Consider the following 13,870-nt stretch of genomic DNA (forward strand, 5'->3'; position numbering starts at 1 on the left):
ACCGTGCCCGATCCAGCGACGTACCGACCCGCTCCCGGGTCCATCCCCGTCGAACCGGGCGTCTACCGCTTCCGCGACCCGCACGCCCGCGTCATCTATGTCGGCAAGGCCAAGAGCCTGCGCAGCCGGCTCAACTCGTACTTCGCCGACCTCTCGGGTCTGGCACCGCGCACGCGCCAGATGGTGACGACCGCAGCCAGTGTCGAGTGGACGGTGGTCACCACCGAAGTCGAGGCGCTGCAGCTCGAATACAACTGGATCAAGGAATTCGATCCGCGGTTCAACATCCGCTACCGCGACGACAAGTCCTATCCGGTGTTGGCCGTGACCCTCAACGAGGAGTATCCGCGGCTCAAGGTGTATCGGGGTCCGCGCCGCAAGGGCGTGCGTTACTTCGGCCCGTACTCGCACGCGTGGGCGATCCGGGAGACGCTGGATCTGCTCACCCGGGTGTTCCCGGCCCGCACCTGCTCCAACGGAGTGTTCAAGCGGCACAGCCAGATTGATCGCCCCTGCCTACTGGGTTACATCGACAAGTGCTCGGCGCCGTGCGTCGGTCGGGTCAGTGCCGAGGAGCATCGCCGCATCGTCGGGGACTTCTGCGACTTCCTGGCAGGCAAGACCGATCGGCTGATCCGCGAGATGGAACAGCAGATGAACGCGGCGGCCGAGGACCTCGACTTCGAGAGGGCCGCCCGGCTTCGCGACAACATCGGGGCGATGCGTCGGGCGATGGAGAAGCAGACGGTGGTGTTCGGCGACGGCACCGACGCCGACGTGGTGGCCTTCGCCGACGACGACCTCGAGGCCGCCGTGCAGGTGTTCCACGTCCGCGGCGGCCGGGTTCGCGGCCAGCGCGGCTGGGTCATCGAAAAGTCCGGCGAACCAGGCGAATCCACGCTGGAGTACCTCGTCGAGCAGTTCCTCACCCAGTTCTACGGCGACCAGGCCGAACTCCGCGGTGCTGCCGATGAAGGAGGGGACGAGGCGACGAACCCGGTGCCCAAGCAGGTGCTCGTCCCGGTGCTGCCCGACACCGCCCACGAACTGGAGACGTGGCTGTGCCAGCTGCGCGGGTCCCGGGTGGCGCTGCGCGTGCCCCAGCGGGGGGACAAGCGGGCGCTCGCCGAGACCGTCAAGCGCAACGCCGAGCAGGCGCTCAATCAGCACAAGCTCAAGCGGGCTGGTGATTTCAACGCCAGAAGTGCTGCGTTGCAGAGCATTCAGGAGGCGCTGGGGTTGGAGGACGCCCCGCTGCGCATCGAGTGCGTCGACATCAGCCATGTGCAGGGCACCGACGTCGTCGCCTCGCTGGTGGTGTTCGAGGACGGTCTGCCGCGCAAGTCCGACTACCGCCACTACGCGATCCGGGAGGCCGCCGGCGGCGGGCGCTCCGATGACGTCGCGTCGATCGCGGAGGTGACGCGGCGCCGGTTCTACCGCCACCTGCGCGACTCGGAGGAAACCGCCGATGTCGCCGCCGGGACGGCTCCGGAAGGACGTCCGCGCCGATTCGCCTACCCGCCCAACCTGTTCGTCGTCGACGGTGGCGCCCCGCAGGTCAATGCCGCGCAGGCGGTGCTCGACGACCTGGGAGTCACCGACGTCGCGGTGATCGGGTTGGCGAAACGCCTCGAAGAGGTGTGGGTACCGGTCGAACCGGATCCCGTCATCTTCCCGCGCAACAGCGACGGCCTCTATCTTCTGCAGCGGGTGCGCGACGAGGCGCACCGGTTCGCAATTTCCTACCACCGCAGCAAGCGCTCGAAGCGGATGACCGCGTCGGCGCTGGACTCGGTGCGCGGCCTCGGGGAGCACCGCCGCAAGGCGCTGGTCACCCATTTCGGCTCGCTGGCACGGCTCAAGCAGGCCACCGTGGAGGAGATCACCGCTGTCCCGGGCATCGGGGCCGCCACGGCAAGGGCCGTGCTGGAAGCCCTCGGGATGGAGACGACGCCCGATTCGGGCGCGCCCGAGGCGGTTATCGGCAATGATCAGAGCAGGGCATCGGGATGACAGAGCGGGGCATGCACGAGGAACTGGGTGGGGGAGCCGTCGGCGGTGCCGAAGACAACGGGATAGACACCGGGATAGATGTGGTCCTGGTGACGGGTCTGTCCGGCGCGGGCCGAGGCACCGCCGCCAAGGTGCTCGAAGACCTCGGCTGGTATGTCGCCGACAACCTGCCCCCAGAGCTCATCGCGCGCATGGTCGACCTAGGCCTGGCGGCGGGATCGCGCATCACCCAGCTCGCCGCCGTGATGGACGTGCGGTCGCGTGGCTTCACCGGTGACCTCGACTGGGTGCGCAGCGAATTGGCCACCCGCGGCATCGTGCCTCGTGTCCTGTTCCTGGAGGCCTCCGACGACATCCTGGTGCGGCGCTATGAGCAGAACCGCCGCAGCCATCCGCTGCAGGGCAACCAGACGCTGGCCGAAGGTATCGCCGCCGAACGCACGATGCTGGCACCGGTGCGGGCGACGGCCGACCTGGTGATCGACACGTCGTCGCTGTCGGTGCACGGACTGCGCGAGAGCATCGAGCGGGCGTTTGCCGCGGAGACCGTCGCGCACACCAATGTGACCGTCGAATCCTTCGGCTACAAATACGGTCTGCCGATGGACGCCGACACCGTGATGGACGTCCGCTTCCTGCCCAACCCGCACTGGGTGGACCGGTTGCGCCCGCACACCGGACAGCACGCCGAGGTCCGCGATTACGTGCTCGGCCAACCCGGCGCCGTGGAGTTCCTCGACTCCTACCATCAGCTGCTGGACGTCGTGATCGACGGCTACCGCCGGGAGGGAAAGCGCTACATGACCGTCGCCATCGGCTGCACGGGCGGCAAGCACCGCAGTGTAGCCATGGCCGAGGCGCTGGCGGAGCGCCTGCAGGACGCGGCGCTGACGGTCCGGGTGCTGCACCGGGATCTGGGGCGCGAGTGAGCGCCCGCATCGTGGCACTGGGCGGCGGGCACGGTCTCTACGCCACACTGTCGGCGGCGCGCCGCCTCACCCCGCACGTCACCGCGATCGTCACGGTCGCCGACGACGGCGGATCGTCGGGTCGGCTGCGCAGCGAGCTCGATGTCGTCCCACCCGGTGATCTGCGAATGGCGTTGGCCGCGTTGGCTTCCGACAGTCCTCACGGCAGGCTGTGGGCGACGATCATCCAGCACCGCTTCGGCGGCAGCGGCGCGCTGGCGGGCCACCCCATCGGTAACCTGATGCTCGCCGGCCTCAACGAGGTGCTCGCCGATCCGGTGGCCGCGCTCGACGAGCTCGGCAGAGTCCTCGGCGTCAAGGGTCGGGTGTTGCCGATGTGCCCGGTCGGGCTCGGCATCGAGGCCGACGTCGTCGGTCTCGAATCGGATCCCCGGGTGAGCCGTTCGATCCGCGGTCAGGTCGCCATCGCCACCACCGTGGGCAAGGTGCGCCGGGTTCGGCTGCTCCCGCCCGACCCGCCGGCGACACACCAGGCGATCGACGCGATCATGAACGCCGATCTGGTCGTGCTCGGCCCCGGCTCCTGGTTCACCAGCGTCATCCCGCACGTGCTGGTGCCGCAGCTGCTGGCCGCGTTGCAGGCGACGACGGCGCGGCGCGCCCTCGTGCTCAACCTGGTGGCCGAGCCCGGAGAGACGGCAGGCTTCTCGGTGGAACGTCACATCCACGTGCTGGCCCAGCATGCACCCGGCTTCACCGTGGATGACATCATCGTCGACACGGCGCGCGTTCCCAGCGACCGCGAACGCGAACAACTGCGTCGGACCGCCACAATCCTCGATGCTCACGTTCAGTTCGCCGACGTCTCCAGACCTGGTACACCTTTACATGACCCGGCGCGGTTGGCCGCGGCCTTGGAGGGGGTCCGCAAGCGGGGCGCGGCGCCGAGTGCAACGGCGCAGCCGACGCAACCGACCCCGACAGTGAACGGACCGAGAGGTGACGACCCGTGGCGATGACTGCCGAGGTCAAAGATGAACTGAGCCGCTTGGTGGTGAACTCGGTCAGCGCGCGTCGCGCCGAGGTCGCATCGCTGCTGCGGTTCGCCGGCGGATTGCACATCGTGTCGGGACGTGTCGTCGTCGAAGCGGAGGTCGACCTGGGCATCATCGCGCGCCGGCTGCGCAAGGACATCTACGACCTGTACGGCTACAACGCGGTGGTGCACGTGCTGTCGGCCAGCGGTATCCGCAAGAGCACGCGCTACGTGGTGCGGGTGGCCAAGGACGGGGAGGCGTTGGCCCGACAGACCGGCCTGCTCGATCTGCGTGGCCGCCCGGTGCGGGGACTACCCGCGCAGGTCGTCGGCGGCAGCGTCGCGGATGCCGAAGCTGCTTGGCGTGGAGCGTTTTTGGCGCACGGCTCGCTCACCGAGCCCGGCCGCTCGTCGGCGCTGGAGGTCAGCTGCCCGGGGCCCGAGGCGGCGCTGGCGCTTGTCGGCGCGGCCCGCAGGCTCGGGGTCAGCGCCAAGGCCCGCGAGGTGCGCGGCAGCGACCGGGTGGTGGTGCGCGACGGCGAGGCCATCGGGGCGCTGCTGACCAGGATGGGCGCCCAGGACACGCGACTCACCTGGGAGGAGCGCCGCATGCGCCGCGAGGTGCGCGCGACGGCGAACCGGCTGGCCAATTTCGACGACGCGAATCTTCGGCGGTCGGCGCGCGCGGCTGTGGCCGCCGCAGCGCGGGTGGAACGCGCGCTGGAGATCCTCGGCGACACCGTGCCCGACCACCTGGCCGCCGCGGGCAGCTTGCGCGTCGCCCACCGGCAGGCCTCCCTGGAGGAACTGGGCCGCCTCGCCGAGCCGCCGATGACCAAAGATGCTGTCGCAGGCCGCATTCGGCGTCTGCTGTCGATGGCCGACCGTAAGGCCAAGCAGGACGGCATCCCCGACACCGAGTCGGCCGTCACGCCGGATCTGCTGGAAGACGCTTAGCGCGTCCAGCGTGGGGGATATGCACGCAGAAATGCCCGTTGTGCGTGCACAGCACCCACGCTGGCCCGCCGATCACCGACGGAGGCGGGACCCCAGCTGGCGAAACGCCTCCCACAGCAGAAGGCCGGCCTGGATGCCCAGCGCAATCGAGATCATCGAGATCAGCGTGACGGCAACGGCGCCGTCGCTGCTGCCCCCGACGAGTTCGGTGACGCCGATGAATCCCAGCGACCCCGGCACCAGCAGCCAGAAGCCGGGAAGCAGCAGCGTCGCCGCCGGCGGGGTGTCGGGTCGGTGCGCAACCAGCAGGGCGCACACGGTCAGCGCGATCCCGCCGCCGAAGCCGCTGGCGTAGCTGCCCAGACCGGCGTTCGCGACGACCTGACCCGTGTACGAGACGAACAGGATCAGCACCATCCAGCCCATGAAGCGGGTCGGAGGCCCGTGGTACAGGAACAGCCCGACGGCGTAGACCGCGACGCCCAGCCACGGCGACCACGGCCCGAAGCGGTCCACGGATGCGACGCTGAGCTCGTCGGTGGACAGGCCGACCACCTGGGCCGCGATGAGAATGCCGAATGCCAACTGCGCGAACCGAATTGCACCGGCCATGAGGCGCGCGGACCCGGCTACCACGTCGCGCCCGCTGAGCTCGATGACAGCCAGCGTGATCGCCGAGCCCGGCAGGAACATCACGAGCGCGGGCGCCAGCGCGCGCAGGCTGCCCTCACCGAGATGCAGCAACCGACCCATGAGAAACGCATAAAGCGCCACGAGGAACGCCGCGATCACCGGCAGCAGCTGTGTCAACGGCTCACTGCGGCGGGCGAACAGGCCGAGCAGCCCGACGCCGAGGCCGAGGGTGATGGCCGCCAGCAGCGCGATCACGTTGGGTTGCAGGATCAACGCGAATGCCGCGCTCTGCAGCATGTAGCCCAGCACGAACGCCCACGCCGAGAACCGCGGACGCATCGCTTCGATGCGGTCCAGTTCCGCCAGGCCCTCGTCCGCGGTGACCTGGCCGCGCTCCGCCCGCTCCACGAGCACGGCCAGTGGGAACGTCTGGTCGAAACGCAGGCTCTTCTCGGCGCTCTCGACGCGCATCGTGGTGCCGTCGGGGTGTTCGCCGCCGCCCCCGAGCTGGATGTAGTTGGGCAGGATCAGCATTTCGCGCGACACCCCGTAGCCGTCGGCAGCGGCGGCCAGCGCGCGCCGGACCATGCCGATCGGGTAGCCGGCGGCGATCATCGCCGCGCCCAGCCGGGCCAGGAAGGCCATCGGCTTGCCGTGTGCCGCCATCGGCTGCGAGCCAACCTCCGGTACGTCCTCCACGGGCCGGACAGTAGACCTCTACCGTGGCCTCATGAGTGATTTGCGGGTCGGTGTGGCCTATCCGGATCCGCCCTTCAACGCCATGCCCGGTCACGGCGGCCTCGACATCGACGTGATGACGGCGTTGGCGGGCGCGGTGGGCGAACGGGCCGAGTTCGTCGCCTATGACGGCGCGGACTTCGACGGCATCTTCGACCGGCTCGCCGCCGGCGACTACGACTGCGTCATCGCAGGCACCACCGTCACCCCCGAACGACAGAGCCGGGCGGCGTTCCTGCCCCCGTATGTGATCACCGGGCAGGGCCTGGCGGTCGACACGTCCCGGCTGCCCCACGTCCGGTCGGTCGACGACCTGGCAGGTCTGACCATCGGCGTGCAGCGCGGCAACACGAGCGAACCGATCGCCCGTCAGTTGGTCGCCGACGGGAAGGCCGAGCGTGTCCGCGTCTACGACCACGGCGCGATCAGCACCGCGATCGCCGACCTGCTGACCGGCGGCTGCGATGCCGTCATGAAGCTTGCGCCTGCACTGGTCGAGCTCGTCAAGGCGGTACCCGAGGTGGAGGTCGTGCAACGCGGCCTGTCCGTCGAGGACATCGCGATCGCCGTCAACCCGGCCGACCAGCAGCTTCTCGCGCGACTGCAGGTCGCGCAGGCCGAACTCGAAGCCAGTGGCGAGTTCCAGCGCATCCGGCGCAAGTGGCTCGGCAACCCGTATGTCGACCAGAGTTCAGGGGTGCTGTAGCAGCGGTCCGGGGCGAGCCGCGCGGCGTGCAGGCCAACTACTAGGCTGAGTGCCGAGCTGTGCAGGAGCATCGAGTCAAGAGGAGAGACACGTGACGATCCGGGTAGGCGTGAACGGCTTCGGCCGCATCGGGCGCAACTTCTTCCGCGCACTGGACGCGCAGAAGGCCGAGGGCAAGAACACCGACATCGAGATCATCGCGGTCAACGACCTCACCGACAACGCCACGCTGGCGCACCTGCTGAAGTTCGACTCCATCCTGGGCCGGCTGCCCTATGACGTCAGCCTCGAAGGCGACGACACCATCGTCGTCGGCGACCACAAGATCAAGGCGCTCGAGGTCAAGGAAGGTCCGTCGGCGCTGCCGTGGGGCGACCTGGGCGTCGACGTCGTCGTCGAGTCGACCGGCATCTTCACCGCCCGCGCCAAGGCGCAGGGCCACCTCGACGCCGGCGCCAAGAAGGTCATCATCTCGGCGCCCGCCAGCGACGAGGACATCACGATCGTTCTCGGCGTCAACGACGACAAGTACGACGGCAGCCAGAACATCATCTCCAACGCCTCCTGCACCACGAACTGCCTCGGGCCGCTGGCCAAGGTGCTCAACGACGAGTTCGGCATCGTCAAGGGCCTGATGACGACGATCCACGCCTACACCCAGGACCAGAACCTGCAGGACGGTCCGCACAAGGACCTGCGCCGCGCCCGCGCCGCCGCGGTCAACATCGTGCCGACCTCCACCGGCGCCGCCAAGGCCATCGGCCTGGTGCTCCCGGAGCTCAAGGGCAAGCTCGACGGGTACGCGCTGCGCGTGCCGATCCCCACCGGTTCGGTCACCGACCTGACCGCTGAGCTGAGCAAGTCGGCAACCGTCGACGAGATCAACGCCGCGTTCAAGGCCGCCGCCGACGGCCCGCTCAAGGGCATCCTCAAGTACTACGACGCGCCGATCGTGTCCAGCGACATCGTCACCGATCCGCACAGCTCGCTGTTCGACTCCGGCCTGACCAAGGTCATCGACAACCAGGCCAAGGTCGTCTCCTGGTACGACAACGAGTGGGGCTACTCCAACCGCCTCGTCGACCTGGTCGGCCTGGTCGGCAAGTCGCTGTAGACGATGGCTATCAAGTCCCTCGAAGACCTGCTCGCAGAGGGAGTTTCGGGTCGGGGCGTGCTGGTGCGCTCCGATCTGAACGTCCCGCTCGACGGGGACACCATCTCTGACCCGGGGCGCATCATCGCGTCGGTTCCGACGTTGAAGGCGCTCAGTGACGCCGGTGCGAAGGTCGTCGTGACCGCGCACCTCGGCAGGCCCAAGGGCGAGCCGGACCCGAAGTTCTCTCTCGGCCCTGTCGCGAAAGCGTTGGGGGACAAGCTCGGAAGGCATGTGCAGCTGGCCGGCGACGTGGTCGGCAGCGACGCACTCGCGCGCGCCGAAGGGCTGACCGACGGCGACATCCTGCTGCTGGAGAACATCCGCTTCGATGCCCGCGAGACCAGCAAGGACGACGCCGAGCGGCTGAAGCTGGCCAAGGCGCTCGTCGAACTCGTCGGCGAGGACGGCGCGTTTGTCTCCGACGGCTTCGGGGTCGTGCACCGCAAGCAGGCGTCGGTGTACGACGTCGCGACGCTTCTGCCGCACTACGCGGGCACTCTGGTCGACACCGAGGTCAAGGTGTTGGCGCAGCTGACAGAGTCCACCGAACGCCCGTACGCGGTGGTACTGGGCGGATCGAAGGTGTCCGACAAGCTCGCGGTCATCGAGAACCTCGCCACCAAGGCCGACAGCCTCGTCATCGGCGGCGGGATGTGCTTCACCTTCCTTGCCGCGCAGGGTCTTTCGGTGGGCAGCTCGCTGCTCGAAGAAGGCATGATCGAGACCTGCCGCAAGCTGCTCGACGACTACGGCGACGTGCTGCACCTCCCTGTCGACATCGTCGTCGCCGAGAAGTTCGCGGCTGATTCGCCTGCCGAGACGGTGGCCGCCGACAAGATCCCGTCCGACAAGATGGGCCTCGACATCGGCCCTGAGTCGGTGAAGCGGTTCACCGCGCTGCTGTCCAACGCGAAGACCATTTTCTGGAACGGCCCGATGGGCGTGTTCGAGTTCCCGGCGTTCGCCGCGGGCACCAAGGGAGTGGCCGAGGCCATCATCGGCGCCACGGGCAAGGGTGCGTTCAGTGTCGTGGGCGGTGGCGATTCCGCCGCCGCGGTGCGTCAGCTCGGCCTTGCCGAGGACGGTTTCTCGCACATTTCCACCGGTGGCGGCGCCTCGCTGGAATACCTTGAGGGCAAGACGCTGCCCGGCATCGACGTTCTGAACTAGAACTAGGAGACTCACGTGTCCCGCAAGCCGCTGATCGCCGGCAACTGGAAGATGAACCTGAACCACTTCGAGGCGATCGCGCTGGTTCAGAAGATCGCATTCTCGTTGCCGGACAAGTACTTCGACAAGGTCGACGTCACGGTCATCCCGCCGTTCACCGATCTGCGCAGCGTGCAGACGCTGGTGGACGGCGACAAGCTGCGGCTGACCTACGGGGCGCAGGACGTCTCGCAGCACGACTCCGGCGCGTACACCGGCGAGATCAGCGGCGCGTTCCTGGCCAAGCTGGGGTGCACCTTTGCCGTTGTCGGACACTCGGAGCGGCGGACCTACCACGGCGAGACCGACGAGCTGGTCGCCGCCAAGGCGCTTGCCGCGCTCAAGCACGGGCTGTCGCCGATCGTCTGCATCGGCGAGCAGCTCGAGGTGCGCGAGGCGGGTGACCACGTCGAGTTCAACGTGAACTCGCTGCGCGGGTCGCTGGCCGGCCTGTCCGCCGAGCAGATCGGCCAGTCGGTCATCGCCTACGAGCCGGTGTGGGCGATCGGCACCGGCAGGGTCGCAAGCGCAGCGGACGCGCAGGAGGTCTGCAAGGCCATCCGCGACGAGCTCGCCAACCTGGCGTCCCCCGAGATCGCTGCCGGCGTCCGCGTGCTCTACGGCGGCTCGGTCAACGCCAAGAACGTCGGCGAGATCGTCGGGCAGGGCGACGTCGATGGCGCGCTGGTCGGCGGCGCCTCACTGGACGGCGAGCAGTTCGCGACGCTGTCGGCGATCGCCGCGGGCGGGCCCCTGCCCTGACTCTGACAGTGCCGTACCCCTGATAAAGTTGCCCCCATGCAATTGGCTCTGCAGATCACCCTGGTCGTGACCAGTGTTCTGGTCGTGCTCCTGGTCCTGCTGCACCGCGCCAAGGGCGGCGGCCTGTCCAGCCTGTTCGGCGGCGGTGTGCAATCAAGCCTGTCCGGCTCCACCGTGGTCGAGAAGAACCTCGACCGGCTGACGCTGTTCGTCACCGGCATCTGGATCGTCTCCATCATCGGCATGGCTCTGTCCATCAAGTACGGCGTCTAGAGCGTTCACGCCTGACGAGCCTCGCTCTGCGGGGCCGACGGGCAACCCGGATACTTGACCGATGTCTTCCCCTTCGGCTGTTCCCGACCTGTCCTTGGAGCCGATCGGCGCCGTCCAGCGCACCCAGGTGGGCCGGGAAGCCACCGAACCGATGCGCGAGGACATCCGGTTGCTCGGGGCCATCCTGGGCGACACGGTCCGTGAGCAGAACGGTGACGACGTCTTCGATCTCGTCGAACGTGCCCGCGTCGAGGCTTTCCGGGTGCGTCGTTCCGAGATCGACCGCGCCGACGTGGCCAAGCTGTTCGACGGTGTCGACGTCCACCTCGCGATCCCGGTGATCCGCGCGTTCACCCACTTCGCCCTGCTGGCGAACGTCGCCGAGGACATCCACCGCGAGCGCCGGCGCAGAATCCACGAGGCGGCGGGGGAGCCACCCCAGGACAGCCGGCTTGCCGCCACCTACCTCAAACTCGACGACGCCGACCTCGACGCCGCGACCGTGACCGAAGCGCTGCGTGGCGCATTGGTGTCCCCGGTGATCACGGCACACCCGACCGAGACGCGCCGTCGCACCGTGTTCGACACCCAGCACCGCATCACCGAGCTGATGCGGCTGCGCCTGCACGGCCAGACCGAGACCGCCGACGGTCGTGATGTCGAGCGCGAGCTGCGCCGCCACATCCTCACCCTGTGGCAGACCGCGCTGATCCGGTTGTCCCGGTTGAAGATCCAGGACGAGATCGAGACCGGGCTGCGCTATTACCCGGCCGCGCTGTTCGAGGTGATCCCGCAGGTCAACGCCGAAGTGCGTGCGGCGCTTGCGCAGCGGTGGCCCGACGCGGACCTGCTGGAGGAGCCGATCGTGCGGCCCGGTTCCTGGATCGGCGGCGACCGTGACGGCAACCCGAACGTCACCGCCGAGGTCGTCAGGCTCGCCACCGGCAACGCCGCATACACCGCGTTCGCCCACTACCTCGCGGAGCTGACCGCGCTCGAGCAGGAGTTGTCGATGTCGGTGCGCCTTGTGCACATCAGCGACGGCTTGGCCCAGCTCGCCGATGCGTGCAGCGAGCCTGCCCGTGCCGACGAACCGTACCGCCGGGCCCTGCGTGTGGTGCATGCCCGGCTGACCGCCACCGCGCAACAGATCCTCGACCGTCAGCCCGAGCACGAACTCGACCTCGGCATGGACGCCTACCTCGCACCGGGTGAACTACTCGACGACCTCGACACCGTCGATGAGTCGCTGCGCGCCAACGGCAGCGCCGCCCTGGCCGACGACCGGCTGGCGCGGCTGCGAGAGGCCGTGCGCGCCTTCGGTTTTCACCTGTCCGGGCTGGACATGCGGCAGAACTCCGACGTGCACGAGGAGGTCATCGCCGAGTTGCTGGCCTGGGCCGGGGTGCATTCCGACTACGCCTCGCTCAGCGAGGACGAACGGGTCGAGGTGCTGGCGGCCGAACTGGCCACCCGCAGGCCGCTCATCGGGCCGGACGCCGACCTGTCCGAGCTTGCGCGCAAGGAGCTCGACATCGTGTTCGCCGCCGCCCGCGCGGTGCACGTCTTCGGGCCGCAGGCCGTGCCGAACTACATCATCTCGATGTGCCAATCCGTCTCGGACATGCTCGAAGCCGCCATCCTGCTCAAAGAGGCGGGGCTCCTCGACGCATCCTCGGAGCATCCGTACGCGCCCGTGGGGGTCGTGCCGCTGTTCGAAACCATCGACGACCTCCAGCGCGGCTCGTCGATTCTCGAAGCAGCACTGGACCTTCCGCTGTACCGGGCGGTCGTGGCCGCCCGCGGCGACAGCCAGGAGGTGATGCTCGGCTACTCGGATTCCAACAAGGACGGCGGCTACCTGGCCGCAAACTGGGCGCTCTACCGCGCCGAACTCGACCTCGTCGACACGTCGCGCAAGACCGGAATCCGGCTGCGGCTCTTCCACGGCCGCGGCGGTACCGTCGGGCGAGGCGGGGGTCCGAGCTACGACGCCATCCTGGCGCAGCCGCCGGGTGCGGTGCAGGGATCGCTGCGCATCACCGAGCAGGGCGAGGTGATCGCCGCCAAGTACGCCGAGCCGAGGATCGCGCACCGCAACCTGGAGACGCTGCTGGCCGCCACGCTGGAAGCGACACTGCTCGATGTCGAAGGACTCGGTGACGCCGCCGAACCCGCCTACGAGGTCCTCGACGACCTCGCGGCGCGGGCGCAACGTGCCTACGCCGAACTCGTGCACGACACACCGGGATTCGTCGACTACTTCAAGGCGTCCACGCCCGTCAGCGAGATCGGTGCCCTCAACATCGGCAGCCGGCCCACCTCCCGCAAGCCGACGACGTCGATCTCGGATCTGCGGGCGATCCCGTGGGTGCTGGCCTGGAGCCAGTCCCGGGTGATGCTGCCGGGCTGGTACGGCACCGGGACGGCATTCGAGGACTGGGTGGCTGAAGAGGACGGCAGGCTGGAGATCCTGCAGGACCTCTACCGGCGCTGGCCCTTCTTCGCCACGGTGCTGTCCAACATGGCCCAGGTCCTGTCGAAGTCGGATCTCGGCCTGGCGGCGCGGTACTCGGAGCTCGTCGAGGATGAGGCGTTGCGGCGCAGGGTGTTCGACAAGATCGTCGACGAGCACGCCCGCACGATTCGTATGCACAAGCTGATCACCGGGCAGGACGACCTGCTTGCCGACAACCCCGCGCTCGCCCGCTCGGTGTTCAATCGCTTCCCGTACCTGGAGCCGCTGAACCACCTGCAGGTGGAGTTGTTGCGCCGCTACCGGTCTGGCGACGAGGACGAGCTCGTGCAGCGAGGCATCCTGCTGACGATGAGCGGTCTGGCTACCGCACTGCGCAACAGCGGATAGGCAGCGGTCGGCGGCTCGTGCGAGGCCGCCGATCTGCGCCGGCGCCGACCTGGGGTGGCTGGCCCAGTGGGGCGTGATGGTCTAGCGGCTGAGCAGAAAGCCCGTCGCGGTCAGCGAGAACGGTCCGTCGTCCGTCACAGGCCGGCGGTGCGGCGGACTCTGTCGAGAGCCCCGCGGATCGCCTGCTCGGTCGCCGCCAGCGGCAGGATGACCGACTCGCCCAGTCCGACGATGCGCTCCACGCGGGAGACGATGCCTTCCATCCGGTCGACGACGGCGATGAGGCGAGGGGCCAGCTCGTTGATCTGGCTGATGGTGCCGTTGAACCGTTCCAGGGTGGCGTCGAGCTTCTCCGTGGAGTGGTTGAGATCCTCGAGCGTCTCGCTCAACCCCTCCAGGATCGTGTCGACCTGCTCCACGGTGACGTCTGCGTTCAGTGCCGCCTGCGCCAGCTTGCGGATGCGCTCGGGACCGGTCCGAACCGGTCTGCCCCCTTTGTCTGCCATCCGGCCAGTATGGCCCAATCATGTTGCGTCGAATGCAGTGCGGGGCAATGTCGGATGTCAATATGTACTTGACAATATCCGGA

12 protein-coding genes are annotated in these 13,870 nt (G+C 68.5%); 10 read left to right on the forward strand and 2 right to left on the reverse strand.

What is annotated here, in order from left to right; all coding sequences use genetic code 11:
• Positions 1–3: 3 nt before the first annotated feature.
• Genes uvrC through whiA form a run of 4 tightly spaced genes read left to right on the forward strand, consistent with a single transcriptional unit; the run spans position 4 to position 4,938 of the window.
• Positions 4–2,016: an excinuclease ABC subunit UvrC gene (gene uvrC, locus ACAG24_RS17905; protein ID WP_370474024.1), complete on the forward strand. Its 2,013-nt coding sequence runs from the start codon at positions 4–6 to the stop codon at positions 2,014–2,016.
• Entirely contained in the window at positions 2,013–2,945 is a 933-nt protein-coding gene (gene rapZ, locus ACAG24_RS17910; protein ID WP_445206209.1) for an RNase adapter RapZ, read from the forward strand. Before uvrC ends, rapZ begins: the two co-directional genes overlap by 4 nt.
• Positions 2,942–3,964, forward strand: a complete 1,023-nt coding sequence (locus tag ACAG24_RS17915; protein ID WP_370474025.1) for a gluconeogenesis factor YvcK family protein — start codon at positions 2,942–2,944, stop codon at positions 3,962–3,964. Before rapZ ends, ACAG24_RS17915 begins: the two co-directional genes overlap by 4 nt.
• Positions 3,955–4,938, forward strand: a complete 984-nt coding sequence (gene whiA, locus ACAG24_RS17920) for a DNA-binding protein WhiA (protein ID WP_508506430.1) — start codon at positions 3,955–3,957, stop codon at positions 4,936–4,938. Before ACAG24_RS17915 ends, whiA begins: the two co-directional genes overlap by 10 nt.
• Positions 4,939–5,010: 72 nt before the next feature.
• On the opposite strand, the gene ACAG24_RS17925 is transcribed toward whiA, so the two are convergent.
• A complete protein-coding gene (locus ACAG24_RS17925) occupies positions 5,011–6,270 on the reverse strand; it encodes a threonine/serine exporter family protein (protein ID WP_370474026.1) in 1,260 nt (419 codons plus the stop codon).
• 31 nt (positions 6,271–6,301) lie between these two features.
• Here ACAG24_RS17925 and ACAG24_RS17930 point away from each other — a divergent pair, with 31 nt between their 5' ends.
• From ACAG24_RS17930 to ppc, 6 genes are all read left to right on the forward strand, one after another.
• The gene (locus tag ACAG24_RS17930; RefSeq protein ID WP_370474027.1) at positions 6,302–7,015 is read left to right on the forward strand and encodes an ABC transporter substrate-binding protein; all 714 of its coding nucleotides are present in this window, start codon (positions 6,302–6,304) and stop codon (positions 7,013–7,015) included.
• A gap of 91 nt (positions 7,016–7,106) precedes the next feature.
• Positions 7,107–8,129, forward strand: a complete 1,023-nt coding sequence (gene gap, locus ACAG24_RS17935; protein WP_370474029.1) for a type I glyceraldehyde-3-phosphate dehydrogenase — start codon at positions 7,107–7,109, stop codon at positions 8,127–8,129.
• Positions 8,130–8,132: 3 nt separating this feature from the next.
• Positions 8,133–9,341, forward strand: a complete 1,209-nt coding sequence (locus tag ACAG24_RS17940) for a phosphoglycerate kinase (RefSeq protein ID WP_370474030.1) — start codon at positions 8,133–8,135, stop codon at positions 9,339–9,341.
• Between the two features lie 15 nt (positions 9,342–9,356).
• Complete coding sequence (tpiA, locus tag ACAG24_RS17945; RefSeq protein ID WP_370474031.1) at positions 9,357–10,142, forward strand: triose-phosphate isomerase; 786 nt, start codon at positions 9,357–9,359, stop codon at positions 10,140–10,142.
• Between the two features lie 36 nt (positions 10,143–10,178).
• The gene (gene secG / locus ACAG24_RS17950; protein WP_370474032.1) at positions 10,179–10,415 is read left to right on the forward strand and encodes a preprotein translocase subunit SecG; all 237 of its coding nucleotides are present in this window, start codon (positions 10,179–10,181) and stop codon (positions 10,413–10,415) included.
• A 61-nt stretch (positions 10,416–10,476) separates the two neighbouring features.
• Positions 10,477–13,281 (forward strand): phosphoenolpyruvate carboxylase, encoded by a 2,805-nt coding sequence (gene ppc, locus ACAG24_RS17955; protein WP_370474033.1) that lies wholly within the window; start codon positions 10,477–10,479, stop codon positions 13,279–13,281.
• A 134-nt stretch (positions 13,282–13,415) separates the two neighbouring features.
• On the opposite strand, the gene ACAG24_RS17960 is transcribed toward ppc, so the two are convergent.
• Positions 13,416–13,787, reverse strand: a complete 372-nt coding sequence (locus ACAG24_RS17960; RefSeq protein WP_370474034.1) for an ATPase — start codon at positions 13,785–13,787, stop codon at positions 13,416–13,418.
• Between the last annotated feature and the right edge of the window lie 83 nt (positions 13,788–13,870).

Origin of the sequence: Mycobacterium bulgaricum (assembly GCF_041287165.2) — a bacterium.
GTDB classification, from domain to species: domain Bacteria; phylum Actinomycetota; class Actinomycetes; order Mycobacteriales; family Mycobacteriaceae; genus Mycobacterium; species Mycobacterium bulgaricum.